This window comes from Streptomyces sp. CA-243310, from assembly GCF_050936775.1.
In the GTDB taxonomy this organism is placed as follows: Bacteria; Actinomycetota; Actinomycetes; order Streptomycetales; family Streptomycetaceae; genus Streptomyces.
The window spans coordinates 2,298,730-2,320,753 of record NZ_JBNJMF010000001.1 but is presented as its reverse complement, the minus strand read 5'-3'; the positions used below and the strand labels follow the sequence as shown (position 1 = coordinate 2,320,753).

At 74.5% G+C, this 22,024-nt stretch carries 9 protein-coding genes; all 9 read left to right on the top strand.

The window, feature by feature from the left end; genetic code table 11:
• Window positions 1-23 precede the first annotated feature (23 nt).
• The gene (locus ACQEVM_RS10550; protein WP_433077251.1) at window positions 24-3,428 is read left to right on the top strand and encodes an amino acid adenylation domain-containing protein; all 3,405 of its coding nucleotides are present in this window, start codon (window positions 24-26) and stop codon (window positions 3,426-3,428) included.
• Window positions 3,429-3,460: 32 nt separating this feature from the next.
• A complete protein-coding gene (locus tag ACQEVM_RS10545; RefSeq protein ID WP_433079923.1) occupies window positions 3,461-4,270 on the top strand; it encodes a thioesterase II family protein in 810 nt (269 codons plus the stop codon).
• Between the two features lie 98 nt (window positions 4,271-4,368).
• On the top strand, window positions 4,369-5,424 hold the full coding sequence (locus tag ACQEVM_RS10540) for a TauD/TfdA family dioxygenase (RefSeq protein WP_433077249.1): 1,056 nt from the start codon (window positions 4,369-4,371) through the stop codon (window positions 5,422-5,424).
• Window positions 5,425-5,429: 5 nt separating this feature from the next.
• Window positions 5,430-7,259, top strand: a complete 1,830-nt coding sequence (locus tag ACQEVM_RS10535) for a non-ribosomal peptide synthetase (RefSeq protein ID WP_433077247.1) — start codon at window positions 5,430-5,432, stop codon at window positions 7,257-7,259.
• 4 nt (window positions 7,260-7,263) lie between these two features.
• A complete protein-coding gene (locus ACQEVM_RS10530; RefSeq protein ID WP_433077245.1) occupies window positions 7,264-12,546 on the top strand; it encodes a condensation domain-containing protein in 5,283 nt (1,760 codons plus the stop codon).
• A gap of 181 nt (window positions 12,547-12,727) precedes the next feature.
• Window positions 12,728-19,852, top strand: coding sequence for an amino acid adenylation domain-containing protein (locus ACQEVM_RS10525; protein ID WP_433077243.1), 7,125 nt, complete (start codon window positions 12,728-12,730; stop codon window positions 19,850-19,852).
• Window positions 19,849-20,055, top strand: coding sequence for an MbtH family protein (locus tag ACQEVM_RS10520; protein ID WP_433077241.1), 207 nt, complete (start codon window positions 19,849-19,851; stop codon window positions 20,053-20,055). The genes ACQEVM_RS10525 and ACQEVM_RS10520 overlap by 4 nt, the downstream gene beginning before the upstream one ends.
• 189 nt (window positions 20,056-20,244) lie before the next feature.
• The gene (locus ACQEVM_RS10515; protein ID WP_433077239.1) at window positions 20,245-20,688 is read left to right on the top strand and encodes a cobalamin B12-binding domain-containing protein; all 444 of its coding nucleotides are present in this window, start codon (window positions 20,245-20,247) and stop codon (window positions 20,686-20,688) included.
• Window positions 20,685-22,007: a methylaspartate mutase gene (locus ACQEVM_RS10510; RefSeq protein WP_433077237.1), complete on the top strand. Its 1,323-nt coding sequence runs from the start codon at window positions 20,685-20,687 to the stop codon at window positions 22,005-22,007. Before ACQEVM_RS10515 ends, ACQEVM_RS10510 begins: the two co-directional genes overlap by 4 nt.
• The last annotated feature ends 17 nt before the right edge of the window (window positions 22,008-22,024 follow it).

The following is a 22,024-nucleotide window of genomic DNA, read 5'->3' as shown; positions in this document are numbered from 1 at the left end:
TCGGCGAGGTCCTCGGTTCGTCCGTGCCGCTGTCCATGGACGACGACTTCTTCGACCACGGCGGCCACTCGCTCCTCGCCGCCCGCCTCACCAACCGGATCGGCGCCACCCTCGGCGTCACCCTCACCCTGCGGGACGTCTTCCGTCACCCGACCCCGGCCGCTCTGGCCCGGCGGATCGAGGACGCCGGACTGCGGCCCGCCCTGCCGCCGCTGACCCGCGTCGAGGAACGTCCGGAGCGGCTGCCGCTGTCCTTCGCCCAGCAGCGGCTCTGGCTGGTGGAGGCGCTGGGCGGGCGGGGAACCTCGTACAACGTTCCGTTGGCGGTCCGGCTGGAGGGCCGGCCGGATTCCGACGCGTTGCGGGAGGCCTTCGGGGACCTCGTCGCCCGCCACGAGCCGCTGCGGACCCGGTTCGCCACCGCGGAGGGACATCCGTACCAGGTCATCGATCCGCTTCCCGTCGCACCCGTCTTCGAGGTGCGCGACATCCCCGCGGAGCGTCTGGACGCCGAACTCCTCGCGGCGGCCCGTCATTCCTTCGACCTGACGGCCGAACACCCCTTGCGCGTCACGCTCTTGCGGACGGACGGCGGGGACTGCGCCCTTCTCGTACTGCTGCACCACATCGCCACCGACGGCCAGTCACTCGGGCCGCTCTTCGCCGACCTCTCCACCGCCTACGCGGCCCGGCTCGAAGGCCGGGCGCCCGACCGGGATCCGCTGCCCGTCACCTACACCGACTACGCCCTCTGGCAGCGTGCCGCGCTCACCGGACGGCCGCTTCATGAACAACTCGCCTACTGGAAGACCTCGCTGGCGGGGCTCCCGGAGGAACTCGCACTGCTCCACGACCGCCCCGCGCCGGCGACCGCCGCGCAGCGCGGGGGCGTCGTCCGAGTGGACTTCGGGGCCGAACTCCACCAAGACATCGTGGCGTTGGCGCGTGCTGAACGCTGCACCCCGTTCATGGTCGTACAGGCCGCGCTGGCCGCGACCCTGACCCGCTCGGGCGCCGGCACCGACATCCCGATCGGGTCGCCGGTCGCCGGTCGGTCGGACGAGGCGCTGTCGGCGCTGGTGGGATTCTTCGTCAACACCCTCGTGCTGCGCACCGACACTTCCGGCGATCCGGAGTTCCGTGAGTTGCTGGCCCGGGTCCGCGGCGCCGACCTGGATGCCTTCGCCCATCAGGACGCCCCCTTCGACCTGGTGCTGGAGGCCGTGAACCCGGCGCGCTCCCTGGCCCGGCACCCGCTGTTCCAGGTCTGTCTGGCGTTGGAGTGCGGTCCGTCGGTCGTGCCGAAGCTGCCGGGGCTGCACGCCGGGCCGGTCGAGCCGCTGGCCACCGGTGCGGTCAAGTTCGACCTGGAGTTCCTGCTGCGGGCCGACGAGGAGCGGGGTCTGACGGGGGCCGTGCTCTACCGCTGCGACCTGTACGAGCGGGAGACCGTCGAACGGCTCGTCGCGAGGGTGCGCCGTGCGCTGGAGCAGGCGACGGCCGGACCGCGCACGCGGTTGTCGGAGCTGGAGCTGCTCGGGGAGGTGGAGCGGCGGCAGGTGGTGGAGGAGTGGACGGGCACCCGTGCGGAGATCGGCGAGGCGACCCTCACGGACCGCTTCGAGGAACAGGCACGACTACGACCCGGGGCGCCCGCCGTGCTCTTCGGCGGCCGAACACTCACCTACGGCGAACTCGACACCCGCGCCAACCAACTCGCCCACCACCTCACCGCACACGGCCTGGGCCGCGGCGACCTGGCCGGCATCCTCCTCGACCGCGGACTCGACTTCGCCATCGCCGTACTCGCCGTCGTCAAAACCGGCGCCGGCTACGCACTCCTGGACCCCGAGTTCCCCGACGAACGCCTCACCCGCACCGCACACGACGCCACCATCCGCGTACTCCTCACCGACACCCGACAGGGCCCACGCATCAACGGCCCCTGGACCACCGTGCGAACCGACGCCGACCACACCGCCATCACCGCGCGGAACTCCGACAACCTCGGCGTGCCCCTGACCCCCGCCGACACCGCCTGCGTGATGTTCACCTCGGGATCCACCGGACACCCCAAGGGCATCCTGTCCACCCACCGCAACCTGGTCTCCACCCTCACCGCCCAGACCTACGCCCACTTCGGCCCCGCCGAAGTCTTCCTCCAATGCTCACCCGTCTCCTGGGACGCCTTCAGCCTCGAATTCTGGGGAGCACTGCTCCACGGCGGGAGCACCGTCCTCCAACCCGGCCAACGCCCCGACCCCGCCGTCATCTCGGCACTCTCCCGGCAACACGCCGTCACCATGCTCCAACTCTCCTCCAGCCTCTTCAACCACCTCACCGACGAACACCCCGAGACCTTCACCACCACGCGGATCGTCTACACCGGAGGCGAGCCCGCCTCCCCCACCCACGTCCACCGACTCCACCTCGCCCAACCGGGCATCACCATCACCAACGGCTACGGCCCCGCCGAGTCGATGGGCTTCACCACCACCCACACCATCGAACCCACCGCCGAACCCACCGTCACCGTCTCGATCGGCCGCCCGCTCACCAACAAGCACGCCTACGTCCTCGACGCCCACCTCAGGCCGACCCCGGCCGGCACCGTCGGCGAGCTGTACCTGACGGGCGACGGCCTCGCCCACGGCTACCTCGCCCAACCGGCCACGACCGCGTCGCACTTCGTGCCGCACCCCTTCGGTCCGCCCGGCTCGCGCCTCTACCGCACCGGCGACCAGGCCCACTGGGACACCGACGGGAACCTGCACTACATGGGCCGCACCGACACACAGATCAAGATCCGCGGCTTCCGCATCGAACCCACCGAGATCGAGACGGTCCTCACCACCCACCCCCTCATCGCGCAGGCGACCCTCGCGACCCACCCGGACCACCGCAACACCCCTCAGTTGACGGCCTACGTGGTGACGACCGGGGAGCTGACCGCGCAGGACGTACGTCTGTGGCTGCGCACGCTCCTGCCCGACCACATGGTCCCGGCCTTCGTCGTCCCGCTCGACCGGCTGCCGCTGACCCCCAACGGGAAGATCGACAAGACCGCGCTGCCCAAGCCCCAGGCCGTGACCACGCCGGGTGGTCGGGCCCCGCGCACACCGCTCGAGGAGTCCGTGCGGGACTGGTTCGGCGAGGCCCTCGGCACTCCCTCCCCGCTGTCCATCGACGACAACTTCTTCGACCACGGCGGCCACTCGCTCCTCGCCGCCCGCCTCACCAACCGGATCGGCGCAGCCCACGGGGTCACCCTCACGCTGCGCGACATCTTCCAGCACCCCACTCCCGCAGCCCTCGCCCAGCACGTCGAGGCCCTGACGGCCCCGGCGGGGCCCGCAGCAGCCGCGCCGCGGCGAGACCGGCCCGCCCTGCGGCGGCGCACCCCCGATCAGGAACGGACTTCCTCATGAACGGCGTGAACGACATGAACGAGGTGGACGACATGCACGGCACGTACGACGACGACCGGTCGCCGGCCTTCACCCCCGCACCCGACGACGTGGTCTGGGACCTGCCGGGCGAGGGCGAGCGGCGGACCTCGCTGCTGGTGCTCCCGCACGCCGGCGGCAACGCGCACGCGTACGCCCAGTGGCGCGCGTACCTGCCGGCCGACGTGCGTCTGCTGATCGGCCAGTACCCGGGGCGCGGCGCCCGCTTCGCGGAGGACCTGCCGCGCGACGTCGCCGATCTCGCCGGCCCGGTGGTGGCGGCCCTGCCGGCCGGGACCGCCGACGACCTGGTGGTGTTGGGCCACAGCATGGGGTCGCTCGTCGCCTTCGAGGTGGTACGCGCCCTCCAGGCGACCGGCCGCACCCCGCGTGCGCTGGTCGCGTCGGCCTGTCGGGCGCCGTTCCTCGCGAACCCGGCCGCCGTCCACCCCGAACTCCTGGACGACGACGCATTGGTGGCCGCCATCAAGCAGCGCGGTGGCACCGACGACGGAATCCTCGACGAGCCGGAACTCCGGGAGATCATCCTGCCGGCCATCCGGGCCGACTTCGCGATCGACGACGTGTACCGCTGCGAGGAGGCGACGGCCCGGGTGGACTGCCCGGTGACGGTGATCGGCGGTGACGCCGACCCGGTCGCGCCGGCCGCGTCGTTGGGCAACTGGGCCCGGATCACCGACCGGGGTTTCACCTCACACGTGTTGCCGGGCGGCCACTTCTACTTCCAGCGGCGGTTGCCGGAGTTCTTCGCCGTGCTGGCCTCGGTCGTCGGCGGGCACGTGCAGGCCCCGACCTCCGTCTGACCCGCGCCCCGCCACCGCGCCGGCCCCTGGCCCGACCGTGGCCCGCCCGTCGCCCGCCCTTCCCCGTTCTTTCGTTCCGCACCCTCGAAGGACCCCTCATGACCCTGACCACCGTGGCCCACACACAGGCATCCGCCGGGATCACCCCGGTCCGCGAAGCCGGGAAGCCCGTCGTCGTCCACACCCCCGCCGGCGCCGACCTGGACACCTCCGTCGCCTGGCTGACCGCCCACCGGGAGGCGATCCAGGCCGAGTTGCACCGCTCGGGCGCCGTCCTGCTGCGCGGGTTGCCCGTCACCGACGCGGCCTCGTTCGCCGTCGCGCGGGACGCCCTGATCCGGCAGCGGGCCGGCTACAAGGAGAAGGCCACCCCGCGCACCGACTTCGGCGAGGGCGTGTTCTCGTCCACCGATCTGCCGGCGGTACAGCCGATCCGGCTGCACAACGAGAACAGCTACACCCTCGACTTCCCCGGCGTGCTGCTGTTCGGCTGTGTGATCGCCCCCGAGGAGGGCGGCGCGACCACGGTCGGGGACATGCGCGAGGCGCTGCGCCTGCTGCCGCCGGAGCTGGTCGAGCGGTTCGAGCGGGCCGGCTGGCTGCTGGTGCGCAACTACTCCGAACTGGCCGGCCTGCCCTGGTACAAGACCTTCGCGACCGAGGACAAGGCCGTGGCGCAGGCGTACTGCGAGGAGAACACGGTCGGCTACGAGTGGGTCGACGACGGGGATTCGATGATCACCCGGCAGCGGCGTTCGGCGATCGTCACGCACCCGGTGACCGGTGAGCGCACCTGGTTCAACCACTTCGCGTTCTGGAACAGCCGGACCCTGGACCCCGATGTCCGCGAGGTGCTGGTGGAGACGTACGGCGAGGACGGGCTGCCCTTCAACACCTATCTGGGGGACGGGTCCCGACTGACCGACGCCGAGGTGGACGCCGTCAACGCCGTCTACGACCGGGTGACCGTACGGGAGACCTGGCAGGCGGGCGATCTGATGATCGTCGACAACATCCTGTGTGCTCACGGCCGCGAGGCGTTCAAGGGCGACCGGAAGATCCTCGTCGCGATGGGCGAGCCGGTCGCCCTCGCCGACTGCGCCCCGGCCACCGAGCCGTCCACCACCGTCCACAGCGCGCCCACCGGGGAGTGATCGCCGTGACCGCAGTCCTTCCCGAGCGCCCGAGCACCCTCGCGGCGCGTCCCGAGCCGCTTGCCGCCACCGACCTGCTGAACCGGCTCGCCCTGGTGCCCGCCGCGCGGACCGCCGTCGTCGCGGGCGACCGCGCGCTGAGCTTCGGCACCCTGCGGGCCCAGGCCATGCGGGTCGCCGGCCGGCTCGCCGAGCGGGGCATCGGCCCGGAGAGCGTGGTCGCCCTGTGCCTGCCGCGCGGCACGGAGCTGGTCGCCGCGCTGCTCGGCGCCCTGTGCGCGGGGGCCGCGTACCTTCCCGTGGACCCGAGGCTGCCCGCCGAGCGGCGACGGTACCTCGTCGAGGACGCGGGGGCCGACCTGGTGGTCACCGCGTCCGACCTGGAGCCGCTCGTCGAGGGGACGCCGCACCTCGCGGTGGCCGCCCTGACGGCGCCCGGCCCCCGGGACCGGCCCTTCGCGCCGGTCTCCGTGTCCCCCGACACCCTCGCCTACGTCATCTACACCTCGGGTTCCACGGGCCGGCCCAAGGGCGTCGAGGTCGTCCGGGGCGCCGCGTCCGCGCTGCTGGCCGAGTTGGAGGACGCGGGCATCGCGGTCACCGAGGGCGGGCGGGTCGGCTGGAACGCCTCGCCGTCCTTCGACGCCTCCGTGCAGCAGTGGGTGCGGGTCTGCCGCGGCGACACCCTGGTCATGATCGACGAGGAGACGCGTGCGGACCCGGCGTTGCTGGCCCGGCTGATCGACGAGCAGGCCCTGACCGATCTCGACATCACGCCCTCGCACGCCGATCCGTTGCTGGACCTGCTCACCGCGGACGGCGGACCGCGCCCGTTGACCCTGCTCGTGGGCGGCGAGGCGATCGGCCCCGCGCTGTGGCACCGGCTCGGCGAGCGCGGCGCGGCCGGGGTGCTGCGGACGGTGAACCTGTACGGGCCCACCGAGTGCACGGTGGACGCCACGGCGGGTTGGGTGGACGCGGCGGACGAGCCGCACATCGGGGCCGTCCTGCCCGGCCTGCGGATGCGGGTCCTCGACGGGCGCCTGGAGCCGGTGGCGGAGGGCGAGAGCGGCGAGCTGTACCTGGCGGGCCCCCGGGTGGGGCGCGGCTACCGGCGCCGCCCGGGGTTGACGGCGGAGCGGTTCGTCGCCGACCCGGGTGGCTCGGGTGAGCGGATGTACCGCACGGGCGACCTGGTGCGGCTGCTGCCCGACGGCCGGCTGGGTTACCTCGGCCGGGCCGACGGGCAGGTCAAGCTGCGCGGTCACCGGATCGAACTCCGCGAGGTGGAAGCGGTGTTGTCCTCCGTGCCGGGGATCGCGGAGGCCGTGGTGGTGCTGCAGGACGAGGTGCACGGGGCGCCCGGGTTGGTGGCCTACCACCGGGACGTGGAGCCGGTCGCCGAGGCGGCCCTGCGTTCGGCGCTGGCCGCCGCGCTGCCCGCGTACATGGTTCCGTCGGCCTTCGTGGCCGTGGACCGCTTCCCGACCACGCCCAACGGGAAGGTCGACCGGGCCGCGCTGCCGGCGCCCGCCGCCGCCTCCCCGCAGTCGCCGCCGGCCGCCGTCGGGCTGACCCGTTCGCAGGAGCTGATCGCGGGCGTCTGGGCGGCCGTGCTGGGCGCCTCGCGCATCGGCCCGGACGACAACTTCTTCAAGCTGGGCGGACATTCGCTGCTCGCGATCAAGCTCGTGTCGCGGGTCCGCGCGGAGCTGGGCGTCTCCCTCCCGGTGAAGGCCGTGTACGCCAACCCGCGCCTGCGGGACCTGGCCTCCCACATCGACACGCTCGTCGCGGCCGCCGCAGGTCCGGCCCCGTCGGGCCAGGACGGCTGAGGACATGACCGAGATCCCGTTGTCGTTCGCGCAGCGCCGGCTGTGGTTCCTGGGCCGGTTGCACGGACCGTCCGCCACCTACAACGCTCCGGTGGTGCTGCACCTGGACGCCGAGCCCGACGCCGAGGCGCTCGGCCTGGCGCTGGTCGACGTGGTGGAGCGGCACGAGGTGCTGCGCACGGTGCTGCCGGCCGACGCCGACGCCGGGCCGCACCAGGTCGTGCGGGAGGCGGCGGCCGTGCCCCGACTCACCGTCCGGGCCTGCGCGCCGGGCGGGGTGGAGGCGGCCGTGGCCGCGTTCGTCCGGCAGCCCATCGACATCACCCGTGAACCGCCGCTGCGGGCTCGGCTGCTGCGCCCCGGCGACGGGACCTCGGTCCTGGTCCTGCTGATCCATCACGTGGCGACCGACGGGTGGTCCGTACGCCCCCTGCTGCGCGACCTGTCGGTGGCGTACGGTGCGCGCCTCGCGGGGCGGGGACCGGGCTGGGAGCCGCTGCCCGTGCAGTACGCGGACTACAGCGCCTGGCAGCACGAGCTGCTCGGGGATCCGGCCGACCCGGACAGTCTGGCGGCCGAGCAGCTGGCCCACTGGCGGACCGTGCTGGACGGCGCCCCGCCGGTGATCGCGCTGCCGGCGGACCGGCCGCGTCCCGCCGAGCCGTCGGGACGGGGGGCCATGGTGACGGCCCGGCTGGACGCGGCGTCGCACGAGGGGCTGCTCGCCCTGGCCCGTGCGCACCAGGCGAGTCTGACGATGGCGGCCGGTGCGGCGCTCGCGGCGGCCTTGGGCGCCGCCGGCGCGGGCGAGGACGTGGTGATCGGCACCCCGGTCGCGGGCCGGCCCGAGGAGGACCTGTACGAACTCGTGGGGTTCTTCGTGAACTCCCTCGCGCTGCGCACGGACCTGTCCGGGGATCCGACCGTCGGTGAACTGCTGGACCGGTCCCGGGACGCGAGCCTGGCGGCGTACGCGCACCAGGACCTGCCCTTCGACCTGCTGGTGGAGCGGCTCGCCCCGGAGCGGGCGCTGGGACACCACCCGTTCTTCCAGGTGATGCTGACCGTGGACACCGGCGGTGAGGCGGTGGGGCCGGTGGAGTGGGCCGGCGGGATCCGCGGGCGGCTCGCGGACGTCGCGTTGGACGCGGCCAAGTTCGACCTGACCTGGTACTGCGTGGAGCGGCGGACCTCCGAGGGGCGGCCCGGGGGGCTGGAGGTGGCCCTCCAGTACGCGACGGACCTGTTCGACGAGGACACGGCCCGGCTGCTGCTGGACGTGTACGTACGGGCGCTGGCGGGCTTCGCGGCCCGGCCGGCGACCCGGTGGGGCGCGCTGGGGCTGGTGTCGCCGGAGGAGGCGGGCGGGTTGGCCGCCCGGAACGCGCGGCGCACGGTCGACGCGGCGCCGCCGCCGGCCCCCGGGACGGGCCGGCGGGACGTGCTGTCCCCGCGCGAGGAGATCCTGTGCGGGCTGTTCGCGGAGGTGCTCGGCCGGGAGGCGGTCGCCGTCGACGCGAACTTCTTCCGCACCGGCGGGCATTCGCTGCTGGCGAGCAAGCTCGTCAACCGGATCCGGGGCGCGCTCGGCGTCGACGCGGGCATCCGCGACCTGTTCCTGGCGCCGACGCCGGGCGCCCTGCACCGCCGGCTGGCCGAGCGGGGCGACGCGGCGGCGGCCCGGCCGGCGCCGGTGCCCGTCGCGGGCCGGCCGGAGCGGGTCCCGCTGTCGGCGGCGCAGCGGGCCCTGTGGCTGGTGGGCCGGATCGAGGGCCCGTCGGCGACGTACAACGCGCCGCTGGTGATCCGCTGGGACGGGGTCCCGGAGCGGGCCGCGCTCGCGGACGCGCTGGGGGACGTGCTGGAGCGGCACGAGGTGCTGCGCACGGTGTACGGATCCGAGGGCGGGGAGCCGTACCAGCGGGTCCTGACCGCCCGGGAGGCCCCGGTGGAGGTGGTGGCCTGCCCGCCCGGCGAGCTGGAGGCGCTCGTGGACCGCTTCGGGCGCGAGGTCTTCGACCTGGGGAACGAACTCCCCGTGCGGGCGGCCCTGTTCGTGCCGGGTGACGGTACGTCGGTGCTGGTGCTGCTCGTCCACCACATCGCCACCGACGGGTGGTCGATCGCGCCGCTGCTGCGGGATCTGGGAGAGGCCTACGAGGCCCGGCGCGCGGGTGGGGCGCCGCGGTGGACCCCGCTGCCGGTGCAGTACGCCGACTACGCGCTCTGGCAGCGGGCGTTGACGGCGGAGCCGGGTCGGCTCCTCGACTTCTGGCGGGAGACCCTGGACGGGATGCCGGCCCGCACCGCGCTGCCGGCCGACCGGCCGCGCCCCGTCGAACCGTCCGGTCGGGGGGCCACGCTCTCCGCGACCCTGACGGCCCCGGAGCACCGGGCGCTGGCCGGGCTGGCCCGCTCCGGCCGGGCGAGCCTGTTCATGGTGGCCCGCTCCGCGTTGGCGGTGGCCCTGTCGGCCACCGGGGCCGGACAGGACGTGGCGATCGGCACCCCCGTGGCGGGGCGCGCGGACCAGAACCTGCACGAGCTGGTCGGCTGCTTCGTCAACTCCCTGGTACTGCGCACCGATCTGTCCGGTGCGCCGACGGTCGCCGAGCTGGTGGAACGGGTACGTGACGCCGACCTGGCCGCCTTCGACCACCAGGACCTGCCGTTCGACGTACTGGTTGAGCAACTCGCCTCGCCGGCACGCGGCTTGGGCGAGCATCCGTTCTTCCAGGTGATGCTGACCGTGCGGGAAGCGGCCGACGACCGGGTGCGGCTGGGTGGGATCGAGGGCCGGGTCGGCAGCACCGACCTGGGTGCGGCGAAGTTCGACCTGAGTTTCCACTGCGCCGAGCGGCGGGACCCGCAGGGCGGCCCCGACGGGCTGGACGTGCACGTGCAGTACGCCGAGGACCTGTTCGACGAGGACACGGCGCGGCTGCTGCTGGAGTTGTACGTACGGGCGTTGCGCGCGTTCGCGGCGGATCCCGGGGCGCCGACGGCCGGACTGGATCTGCTGTCGGCGCCCGAGCGGCGGGCGCTGCGGGAGCGGCGGGACGGGCTGGAGCGGGCCGTCGCCGCGGCGGCGGCCGTACGGGAGTCGGCGCCGGTCGCCGCCGGGGCGCTCTCGCCCCGCGAGGAGATCCTGTGCGGACTGTTCGCGGAGGTCCTGGGCCGCGACGGCCTCGCGGCGGACGCCAACTTCTTCAAGTCGGGCGGGCACTCGCTGCTCGCGAGCCGGCTGGTCAACCGGATCCGGGCCGTGCTGGGCGTGGAGGCGGGCATCCGCGACCTGTTCCTGGCCCCGACGGCGAGCGCCCTGCACCGGCGGCTGGGCACGGCCGCGGGGGTGACGCGACCCGCGCTGCTGCCCGTACCTGACGCGGAGCGGCCCGCGCGGCTGCCGCTGTCGTACGCCCAACGCCGGCTGTGGTTCATCGACCAGTTGGAGGGCCCCTCGGCCGCGTACAACATCGCGCTGGTGCGACGCCTGGACCGGCCGCTGGACCCGGCGGCGCTCGCCGAGGCGCTGGCCGACGTCGCCGAGCGGCACGAGGTGCTGCGCACGGTGTACGGGATCGAGGACGGGGAGCCGTACCAGCGGGTGCTGGAGGGGGCGAGGCCGCCGCTGGTGCTCGGCCGGCCGGTCGACGTGGCGGCGGCGGTGGACGAGGCCGCCGGGCACGTCTTCGACCTGACGCGCGACCTGCCGTTGCGTGCCTGGCTGTTCCTGCCGGACGGGGACGGTCCGCAGACCCTGGTGCTGTTGCTGCACCACATCGCGGCCGACGGCCGGTCGACGGGTCCGCTGCTCGCGGACCTGTCCGCGGCCTACGAGACCCGGTGCGCGGGCGGCGCGCCGCGGCGGGAGCCGCTGCCGGTGCAGTACGCGGACTACACGCTGTGGCAGCGGGCCCTGTCGGCGGGCGCGGACGCCGAGGTGGAGCACTGGCGGGCCGCGCTGGCGGGCCTGGCGCCGCTGATCGACCTGCCGACGGACCGGCGACGGCCGGTCGAGCCTTCGGGGCGCGGGGCGGTCGCCGGTTTCGCGGTGTCCGCCGCGACGCACCGGAGGCTGACCCGGATCGCGCACTGCGGCGGGGCCACGTTGTTCATGGTGGTGCAGGCCGCGCTCGCGGCGGCCCTGTCCCGGTGCGGCGCGGGAACGGACCTGGCGCTCGGCACCTCGGTGGCGGGGCGCTCCGACGAGGCCCTGTCGGGGCTGGTCGGCTTCTTCGTGAACACGCTGGTGCTGCGGACGGACACGTCCGGGGACCCGACGTTCGAGGAGCTGCTGACCCGGGTGCGGGAGGCCGACCTGGCGGCGTACGAGCACCAGGACCTGCCGTTCGACCGGCTGGTCGAGGCCCTGAACCCGCACCGTTCGTCGGCGCACCATCCGCTGGTGCAGGTGATGCTCCAGGTGAACCCGGCGGAGTCCGACGCCGCCGACGGCGGCCCGCTCGCCGGCGTCTCCTTGCCGTTCGGGGCCGGGTCGGCGAAGGCGGACCTCACCTTCGCGTTGACGGAGAACACGGGCGGCGGGATGAGCGGGGTGTTGGAGTACGCGAGCGACCTGTACGGCCCCTCGGGGGCGGCGCGGCTCGCGTCGCTGCTGGTGGAGGCGTTGGAGTTGTTCGCCGCCGGTCCCGGGAGGCGGATCGGCGAGCTGCCGGCGCCGCCGGACCGGCGCCCCGAGCGGGTCCTGGTCGGCGGCTACCGGGTCGACACGGCGCACGTCGGGGCCGTCCTGGCGGAGCATCCGTCGGTGGTCCGGGCGGAGGTGCGCGTGGAGGACGGCCGGCTGGTCGCGTACGCGTCGGGCGGCGTGACGGAGGGCGAACTCCAGGCGTGGGCGGCGGAGCGGCTGCCGGAGTACGAGGTCCCGTCGGCGGTGTTCCCGCCGGCGAACCCCGCGAACCCGGCGGGGCCCGCGTCCGCCCGGACGCCGTCGCCGTCCGAAGCCCGCGACCCGGACGCGGAAGCGGGGGACGGACCGGTGGCGGCGCTGGTGAGGCTCTTCGGGGAGGTGTTGGAACGCGAGCGGATCGGCGCGCGGGACAACTTCTTCAAGTCCGGCGGACACTCGCTGCTCGCGGTGCGGCTGGTGAACCGGGTCCGTGCGGAGCTGGGCCGTGAGCTCACCCTGCGCGAGGTGTTCCGGCATCCGACGCCGGCCGGCCTGGCAGCCCTGCTGGCCGCCGGCCCCCTCGGCGGCGGCTCCGGCCCGGCGCCGACGTTGCGCCGCCGCACCCGGGGTGGCTCCCGCGTCCCGCAGGCGTAGCGGGCGGTCGTCGAACCCCGGGGGCCCTGCCCCGGGGTTCGACGGCAGTGCGGCGGCAGTCCGGGGCGGCAGCGCCCGGCCCGAGCTGCCCCGGGGACTGCCCGCCGGGGCCGGGGGCGGTGCCTAGCGTGGTGGTCACGGACTCCGCTCCGCATCCCACCCCTCGCCTGGAGGCCCCGCGATGCCCTCGACCGCCCCCACCGCCTCCGCCGTCCTGGACGGCGGCCCGGCGATCACCCCGGCGCCCGGAGTGCTCGACCGGATCGCCGCCCAGAGCCCCGAACGGGTGGCGCTGGTGCACGGCGAGCGCCGGATGACCTACGGGCAACTGGCCCTCGCGGTGGCGTTCCGCGCCGACGAACTGGCCGGCTCCGGGGCGGGCCCGGGGCGCCTGGTGGCCGTCCACCGGCCCCGGGGCGTCGACGCCGTGGTGGGCCTGCTGGCCGCCCTGCGGACCGGGGCCGCCTACCTGCCGCTGGATCCCGGGGCGCCCGCCGCCCGCAACGCCGCGATCCTCGCCGACTGCGCGGGTGTCGACGTCCCCCTGGTCGAGGGCGAGTTCCCGCTGCCGGGCCCCGGGGTTCCCGAGGGTTCCGCGTACGTGATCTACACCTCCGGCTCCACGGGCACGCCCAACGGCGTCGTCGTCGGGCACGGGGCGTTGGCCCGGTTCGTGGCCGGCGCGGGCGCCCGGTACGCGATCACCGCCGAGGACAGGGTCGTGCAGTTCGCCCCGCTGCACTTCGACGCCAGCGTGGAGGAGATCTTCCTGACCCTGGGTGCGGGCGCCACGCTCGTGCTGCGGGACGAGGAGATGCTCGACGTGCCGGGGCTGCTGGCCGGGTGCGCGGCGCACGGCGTCACGGTGCTCGACCTGCCCACCGCCTACTGGCACGAGCTGGCCCACGCCCTGGCCTGCGGGGTCGCCCGCCTGCCGGACACCCTGCGCACGGTCGTCATCGGCGGTGAGGCCGCGCTGCCCGAGCGGGTCGCCCAGTGGTGCCGGAGCGTGGACCCGGAGCGGGTACGGCTGTTGAACACGTACGGGCCCACCGAGGCGACCGTCGTGGCCACCGTCGCCGACCTGTCGCGGTACACGGGCGGGCCGGTGCCCATCGGGCAGCCGCTGCCGGGCGTCCGGGCGGCCGTGGTGGATGGTGAACTGTGGCTGCTCGGCGATGCGTTGGCCACCGGCTACCTCGGCCGGCCCGAGCTGACGGCGGCCCGGTTCGCCATGCTGGGCGAGGACCGCGCGTACCGCACCGGCGACCTGGTGTTCGTTCGGCCGGACGGGCAGTTGGGCTTCCGGGGCCGGGCCGACGACGAGGTGAAGATCAACGGGCACCGGGTGGACCCCGCCTCCGTGGAGGCCGTGTTGACCGCGCACCCCGGGGTGCGGGAGGCCGCCGTGGTGCCTCGGGAGACGGCCGACGGGGTCCGCCGGTTGGCCGCGTTCGTGGTCGCGGACGAGGGGGTGGACGCCGCCGCGCTGCGGGACCGGGTCGCGGCGGAGCTGCCGGCCGCCGCGGTGCCCGGCACGGTGACGTTCGCGGAGCGCCTGCCGCGGACCTCCTCCGGGAAGATCGACCGCAAGGCGCTGCGCGACCCGGCGGCCGGCCACGGCGCCGAGCCCCCCGCCGGTTCCCCCGCCGGTTCCCCCGCCGAGGTCGTGTTCGACGGGAAGGTGCTGCCCCCCGAGGAGCGGGTCCCGTTGTCCTTCGCGCAGCGCCGGCTGTGGTTCCTGGCCGGGCTGGAGGGGCCGTCGGCGACCTACAACCTGCCCGTGGTGCTGCGGCTGGACTCCGTGCCCGACACGGCGGCGCTGGCGGCGGCGCTGGCCGATGTGGTGGAGCGGCACGAGGTGCTGCGCACCGTCTGCCCGGCGGTGGACTCCGAGCCGTACCAGCACGTGCTCCAGGCACCGCCGGTGCATTTCGAGGTGACCGGGTGCGCGCTGCCCGAGGTGGCCGCGCTCGTGGCCCGGTTCACCGCCGGGACCTTCGATCCCGGCACCCAACTCCCTTTCAGGGCAGCACTGTTCGTGCCCGACGACGGATCGGCGACGCTGGCGCTGCTGATGCACCACATCGCGGCCGACGGCTGGTCGGTCGGACCGCTGCTGCGCGACCTCGGCGAGGCGTACGCGGCCCGGACCGCCGGGCGGGCACCCGCCCGGGAGCCGCTGGCCTTGCAGTACGCGGACTACACGCTGTGGCAGCACGAGCTGCTGGAGCGGCCCGCGCGGGCACTGGACCACTGGCGGGCCGCCCTGGACGGCATGCCGACGCTGCTGGACCTGCCGCTGGACCGGCCCCGGCCCGCCGAGCCGACCGGCGCCGCCGCCACGCTGGTGGCCCGCCTCGACGCCGACACGCACCACCGGCTGGCCGCGATCGGCACGGAACGCGGGGCGAGCCTGCTGATGGTGCTCCAGCCCGCGTTGGCGCTGGCGCTGGCCGCGGTCGGGGCGGGGACGGACATCGCGATCGGCACCCCGGTCGCGGGGCGGGACGACGAGGCCCTGGACGAACTGGTCGGGCTCTTCGTGAACACGCTGGTGCTGCGCACCGACGTCTCGGGCGACGCCCCGTACGGCGAGTTGGTCGAACGGGCCCGGGACGCGGACCTGGCCGCGTACGCCCGCCAGGAACTCCCCTTCGACCTGCTGGTGGAAGCCCTGAACCCGCGGCGGGAGTTCGCCGTCAACCCCTTCTTCCAGGTGATGCTGACCTCGCAGGCACAGGACGGGGAGCGGGTCTCACTCGGCGACGGCGCGCTGACCGGGCAGTACGTCGAACCGGGGCTGGAAGTCGCCAAGTTCGACCTCAGCGCCTCCTGCGTCGAGCTGCCGGGCGGCGGCCTGGAGGTGTGGTGGCAGTACGCGACGGACCTGTTCGAGCCGCGGACGGCCCGGTTGCTGCTGGACGTGTTCACCCGGGCCCTCGCGCACGCGGCGGCCGACCCCGACGCGCGGCCCTCCGCGTGGCCGCTGCTCGACGAGGAGGAGCGTCGGGGGATCGTGGAACGCCGGACGCGGGCGGCCGGGGCGCGGGCGGCCCTCGACGCGTCGGCCGGCGGGACGGCCGTACCCGCCGGCCGCCGGTCCCCCGCCGAACAGGTGCTGTGCGCGCTGTTCGGCGAGGTGATCGGCCTCGACGGGCCGGTGGCCCCCGACGCCAACTTCTTCTCGGAGGGCGGCCATTCGATGATGGGGGTGCGGCTCGTCAACCGGATCCGGGCCACGCTCGGGGTGGAGGCGCGCATCCGGGACCTGTTCCTCGCGCCGACCCCCGCCGAGCTGGCGGTCCGCCTGGTGCGGGAGGCCGCGCCGGCCGGGCGGCCCGCGCTGGTCCCCGTGCCGCCGGCTGACCGGCCGGAGCGGATCCCGCTGTCCTCGGCGCAGCGCCGGCTGTGGTTCGTGGACCAGTTGGAGGGGCCGAGCTCCTCGTACAACATCCCGTTCGCGCTGCGCCTGGACCGGCCGCTGGACCCGGCCGTGCTGGCCTCGGCGCTCGCCGACGTGTCGGACCGCCACGAGGTGCTGCGGACCGTGTACCCGGCGGTGGACGGGGAGCCGTACCAGCGGATCCTGGAGGCGGTTCGACCCGAACCGGTACGGGTGACCGTGCCGGAGGGACACGGCGGGGCGGCGGTCGACGCCGCCGCGGGCCACGTCTTCGACCTCGCGACGGAGCCTGCGCTGCGGGCGACGCTGATCGACGCCGGAACCGAACGGTTGCTGGTGCTGGTGGTGCACCACATCGCCGCCGACGGCTGGTCCGCCGGACCGCTCCTCGCCGACCTGGCGCGGGCGTACGAGGCCCGGGAGGCGGGCCGGGCTCCCGATGTGGAGCCCCTTCCGGTGCAGTACGCGGACTACACGCTGTGGGAGCGCGCGGCCCTGGAGGAAGGCGGCGCGGCGGACGGGGACACCGCGTTCGCGCGGCAGGCCGCGTACTGGCGGCGGACCCTGGCCGGCGCCCCGCCCGTACTGGAGCTGACCGCGGCCCGCACCCGGCCCGCGGAGGCCTCGCACCGGGGGGCCGCCACACCGGTCGCGCTGGACGCCGACACGCACGCCCGGCTGGAGCGGCTCGCGCTGGACCGCGGCACCACCGTCCTGACCGTGGTGCAGGCGGCCCTGGCCGCCACCTTGACCCGGCACGGGGCGGGCACCGACCTGCCGCTGGGGACGGTGACCGCGGGCCGGGACGACGAGGCCCTGGACGATCTGGTGGGCTTCTTCGTCAACACCCTCGTCCTGCGCTGCGACACCTCCGGCGACCCGTCCTTCGCCGAGCTGCTGGAGCGGGTCCGGGACACCGCGCTCGGCGCCTACGCCCACCAGGAACTCCCCTTCGACCTGGTCGTCGAGCAACTGAACCCGGTGCGCTCCACCGCCCACCACCCCCTGACGCAGGTGATCGTGCAGGTGCAGCCGGACGAGCCGCGGACGGCGCCGGACGGGGCGCTGACCGGGGTCCCGCTGGGATCGGAGTCGGGGTTCACCAAGTTCGACCTCACGCTGTCGCTGCGCGAACTTCGTGGCGAGCAGGGGGCTCCGGGCGGGCTCAGCGGTGTACTGGAGTACGCGACGGACCTCTTCGACGAGCCGACCGCCGCAGTACTGGCGGAGCATCTGACGCGGACCCTGCGGGCGGTGGCCGAGGATCCGGGGCAGCGCATCGGGGACGTCCCGCTCCTGTCGGGGCGGGAGGAGTCCCGGTTGGCCCGGTACAACGACACGGCCGCGCCGAGCGTCGCGGGCGGGCTGATCCACGAGGGGTTCGCGGAGCAGGCCCGCAGGACGCCGGACCGGATCGCCGTCTCGTACGAGGAGGAGGAGCTGTCGTACGCGGCGCTGGACGCGCGGGCCGGCGCCCTCGCTCACCGGCTCGTCGCCGCGGGCGTGCCCCGTGACGGGGCGGTCGGGGTCCTGCTGGACCGCACGCCCGGCCTCCTGGTCGCCGTGCTGGCCGTGCTCAAGTGCGGGGCGGCGTACGTCCCGCTGGACCCGCGGCTGCCGGAGGCCCGGATCCGCATGATCATGGAGGACGTGTCGGCGCGGGTCCTGGTGACGGGGTCGGCGCACCTCGACGGGACGTCGGTCGGACGGGAGCGGGCGGCCGGCGTGCGCGTCCTGTCCGTGGACGACACCGACGGCCAGGGGTCGGACGCGGTCGCCTCGGGTCCCGGCGTGGTCGTGGGCGAGGACGCGACGGCGTACGTGATGTTCACCTCGGGCTCCACGGGCCGGCCCAAGGGGGTCGCGGTCACCCACCGCAACGTGGTCGAGCTGGCCGGGGACCGCTGCTGGGACCGGGCCAACCACCGGCGGATGCTGGTCCACTCGGCCATTGGCTTCGACGCCTCGACCTACGAGCTGTGGGTGCCGCTGCTGAACGGCGGGCAGTTGGTCATCGCCCCCGGCGACGGCACCGACGTCGCGGAACTCGACCACACCATCCGCACCCACGACGTCACCGCCGCCTACTTCACGATGGGGCTGTTCCACATCATGGCGGACGAGGGCCTCGACACCCTGAAGCTGCTGGACGAGGTGTGGACCGGCGGCGACGTCGCCTCCCCCAGCGCCCTCCAGCGGGTCCTGGACCAGTGCCCGGACACCGTCCTCGTCCACTCGTACGGGCCGACCGAGACCACCTTCGCCTCCCATCACCAGCGCCTCCCCCTCACCGTGCGCACCCTGCCGGGCGTGTACCTGGGGGCCGCGCTCGACAACACCCGCGTGCACGTCCTGGACGCGCGGCTGCGGCCGGTCCCGGTGGGAGTGCCCGGCGAGATGTACATCGCCGGCACGCAGGTGGCGCGCGGGTACGTCGGCCGGCCGGGTCTGACGGCCGAACGGTTCGTCCCCGACCCGTTCGGCGGCGACGGCGGGCGGATGTACCGCACCGGGGACCTGGCGCACTGGACGCCCGACGGGGAGCTGCGGTTCATCGGACGGGCCGACGGCCAGATCAAACTGCGCGGCTTCCGCATCGAGCCGGGCGAGATCGAGGAGACCCTGGCCCGGCATCCCGGCGTGGGGCAGGTCGCGGTGGTGGTCTTCGAGGACGGACCGGGCGGCAAGCGCCTCGTCGCGTACGTCGTGCCGCGCGCCGGCCACACCCTCACCGACGCCGAGCTGCTGCGCTGGGCCGGCGGCGAACTGCCCGAGCACATGGTCCCCGCCGCGGCGGTGGTGGTCGAGGGCATTCCCCTCACCGTCAACGGCAAGCCGGACCGGGCGGCCCTGCCGGCGCCCGCGCCCGCGGTGCGCGGTACGTGCCGGGTACCGCGCACCCCGCGCGAGGAGGTGCTCTGCGGGCTCTTCGCGGAGGTGCTGGGGGTCCCGGACGTCGGCATCGACGACAACTTCTTCGGCCTGGGCGGGCATTCGCTGCTCGGGGTACGTCTGATCAGCCGGATGCGGACCGTGCTGGGGCTGGAACTCGGGGTCCGCGACCTGTTCCGCACCCCGACCGTGGCGGGCCTGCTGGGCGACGAGCCGACCGGTTTCGACCCGATGGGGGTGATGCTGCCCCTGGCCACCCGGGGTGCGCAACGGCCGTTGTTCTGCGTCCACCCCGGTACCGGGGTGGGGTGGCCGTACGCGGGGCTCGCCCGGCACCTGGGGCCCGACCAGCCGCTGTACGCGATCCAGGCGCGGGCGTTGAGCGAGCTGGGCCACTCCCCCGGGACGGTCGAGGAGATGGTGGCGGACTACCTCCCGCTGATCCGGGAGGTCCAACCGCACGGCCCGTACCGCTTCCTGGGCTGGTCCTTCGGCGGCACGGTCGCGCACGCCCTCGCCGTCGCGCTGGCCGAACTCGGCGAACGCACCGAGCTGCTGGCCATGATGGACGTCCACCTGTTGCCGACCGAGCCGGAGCGGCGCGCGATGACCCCCGCCCAGAAGCGGGACATGCTCGTCGGCGACGCCGCGGACGAGCCGGCGGACGCCCCCTTCGACGTGGACGCCCTCATCGGCCTGGTCCGCCTGAAGGACCCGGTGCTCGGCGCGTTCTCCGACGAGGAGATCCGCTCGGTGATCGGGGCGTCCATCAACCACGCGGAAATCATGAACCTGTACGCGCCGCGCCCGGTGGCCACCGACCTGTTGTTCCTGGCGGCCCTTGAGGACGGCGAGACGGAGAACACTCTCGCACGGCACTGGATTCCCTACATCGAGGGCCGCGTCGAGAATCACGACATCGGGGTCCCGCACACCCGCATGGGAGAGCCGACCCCGCTCGCCCTGATCGGCCGCATCCTTTCCGAGAAATTGAGGAGTCTGTCATGACCAATCCTTTCGACGACACCGAGGGCACGTTCCACGTCGTGGTGAACGCCGAGGGCCAACACGCCCTGTGGCCGGCGTTCGCCGCCGTACCCGACGGTTGGGATTCGGCCTGGGGCGCGGGGACCAGGGCCGACGCCCTGGCGTACGTGGAGGAGAACTGGACGGACATCCGCCCGAAGAGCCTGATCGCCCAGTACGCGTGAACCAGCCCGCGCCCCACGCCTGAATTCTTGCCGAATTCGGGGAGAGCCGTGACCCGCAACCGCGGGTCACGGCTTTCCGTATGCCCTTTTCCACACACAGGCGTTCCGGACGGAAGAGCGGATCGAATTCCCCGATACTGCCGCCCGGACTTCCCCTTGCCGGGGACTTCCGTTCCTATATTTGTCGGCATGCGACGACGGAATGTGAACATCCTTCTGACGGGCACGGCATCGGATTCCCATACCTGGAATCTCGTCTATCTCCAGCTCTTCCTGGAGGAGCAGGGCCACCGGGTGCGCAATCTGGGGCCCTGTGTGACCGACGACCTGCTGACCGCCGCGTGCGCGGCCGACGCGCCCGACCTCGTGGTCATCAGCAGTGTGAACGGCCACGGTTACCGCGACGGCCTGAGCGCCGTCCGGGCCGTGCGGCGCGCCGGCCTGACCCTTCCCGTGGTGATCGGCGGCAAGCTGGGGGTCGCGGGCCGGGCCGATCCGCACGCCCGGGGCCTGCTCCTCGACGCGGGCTGTGACGCCGTGTTCGACGACGGGGACGTCGAGGCCCTGCGCCGCTACCTGAGCCCCTCTCCCACCGTCGACGCCACCGCCGCCGCCGCGCGGGCCGTGGCATGACCGCCGCCACGCTCGCCGCACCGACCGTGGCCCGACCCACCACCACGGCCCCCTCGTTCGGGGCCTTCGTCGCGCGGGCGGCGGCCTCCGGGCAGCTCGTCGTCCAGCCCCGGATGGGGTTCGGCGCGCCGCGCCGGATGCGGTACGGCCTGGAGCGCACCAAGTCCGCCGTCGCCACCACCGCGGGCACGCTCACCATCGACAGCTACACCCGGGTCGGCGATCAGGACGCCGTCCGGGCCGCGCTCGCCGGGGGGCTCGCGCTCAACGGCTATCCGATCGCCACGCACTCCGCCGACCTGACCCGCGCCCTGCTCGACGGGGTGCTGGACCCGGGGTTCCCGGTCCAGGTGCGGCACGGCTCCTCCCGGCCCGAGTCGATCGTGCGGGCCCTCGCCGCCGCCGGGCTCGACGCCACGGAGGGCGGGCCCGTCTCGTACTGCCTGCCCTACGGGCGGACCCCGCTGTCGGAGTCCGTGGAGAACTGGGCCCGCTGCTGCGAGTTGCTGTCCGAGTTGGTCCCGGCGCCGCGGGTGCCGCACCTGGAGAGCTTCGGCGGCTGCATGCTCGGCCAGCTCTGCCCTCCCGGGCTGCTGGTGGCGCTCAGCCTGCTGGAGGGGCTGTTCTTCGCCCGGCACGGCATCGGCAGCGTCTCCCTCAGCTACGCCCAGCAGAGCGACCCCGGCCAGGACACCGAGGCGATACGGGCGTTGCACCGGCTCGCCGGGGAGTTCCTGCCGGCCGGCGTGGACCGGCACGTCGTCCTCTACACCTACATGGGGGTGTTCCCCCGTACCGAGCCGGGCGCGACCCGGCTGCTGGAGGCCTCGGCCCGGCTGGCCGTGCGGGCCGGGGCGCAGCGGCTGATCGTGAAGACCGCGGCCGAGGCGCACCGCATCCCGACGGTGACGGAGAACGTGCGCGCCCTGGAGACGGCCGCGGCGAGCGCGGCCCTGGCCGAGGCGGAGGCGGGGCCGGCCGGCGGCTCCGCCGACAGTGAGGTGTACCGGGAGGCCCTGGCCTTCGTGGAGGCCGTGCTGGACCTCGACGAGGACCTCGGGCGGGCGCTGTGGAAGGCCTTCGCACGGGGCGTGTTGGACGTCCCGTACTGCCTGCACCCGGACAACGCGGGCCGCTCGCGCAGCGTCGTGGACGGGGCCGGCCGGTTGCGCTGGTCCGAGGTCGGGGCGATGCCGGTCGCGCCGTACGCGGCCCGGGCCGGCCGTAGGCGCCCCATGACCTCTGACGGGCTGCTGGTGGCCCTGGGGGCGGTGGCCCGGAGGTACGACGGCGCCGGCGAGGAGGACCGACCCGGCTGACCGGGACCCGCGCGCGG

What these genes read in the sequence shown, in the direction of transcription:
- ACQEVM_RS10525 (WP_433077243.1), top strand. Translation starts at nt 12,728, where the DNA reads ATGCCCTCGACCGCCCCCACCGCCTCCGCCGTCCTGGACGGCGGCCCG.
- ACQEVM_RS10520 (WP_433077241.1), top strand. Translation starts at nt 19,849, where the DNA reads ATGACCAATCCTTTCGACGACACCGAGGGCACGTTCCACGTCGTGGTG.
- ACQEVM_RS10530 (WP_433077245.1), top strand. Translation starts at nt 7,264, where the DNA reads ATGACCGAGATCCCGTTGTCGTTCGCGCAGCGCCGGCTGTGGTTCCTG.
- ACQEVM_RS10545 (WP_433079923.1), top strand. Translation starts at nt 3,461, where the DNA reads ATGCACGGCACGTACGACGACGACCGGTCGCCGGCCTTCACCCCCGCA.
- ACQEVM_RS10510 (WP_433077237.1), top strand. Translation starts at nt 20,685, where the DNA reads ATGACCGCCGCCACGCTCGCCGCACCGACCGTGGCCCGACCCACCACC.
- ACQEVM_RS10515 (WP_433077239.1), top strand. Translation starts at nt 20,245, where the DNA reads ATGCGACGACGGAATGTGAACATCCTTCTGACGGGCACGGCATCGGAT.
- ACQEVM_RS10540 (WP_433077249.1), top strand. Translation starts at nt 4,369, where the DNA reads ATGACCCTGACCACCGTGGCCCACACACAGGCATCCGCCGGGATCACC.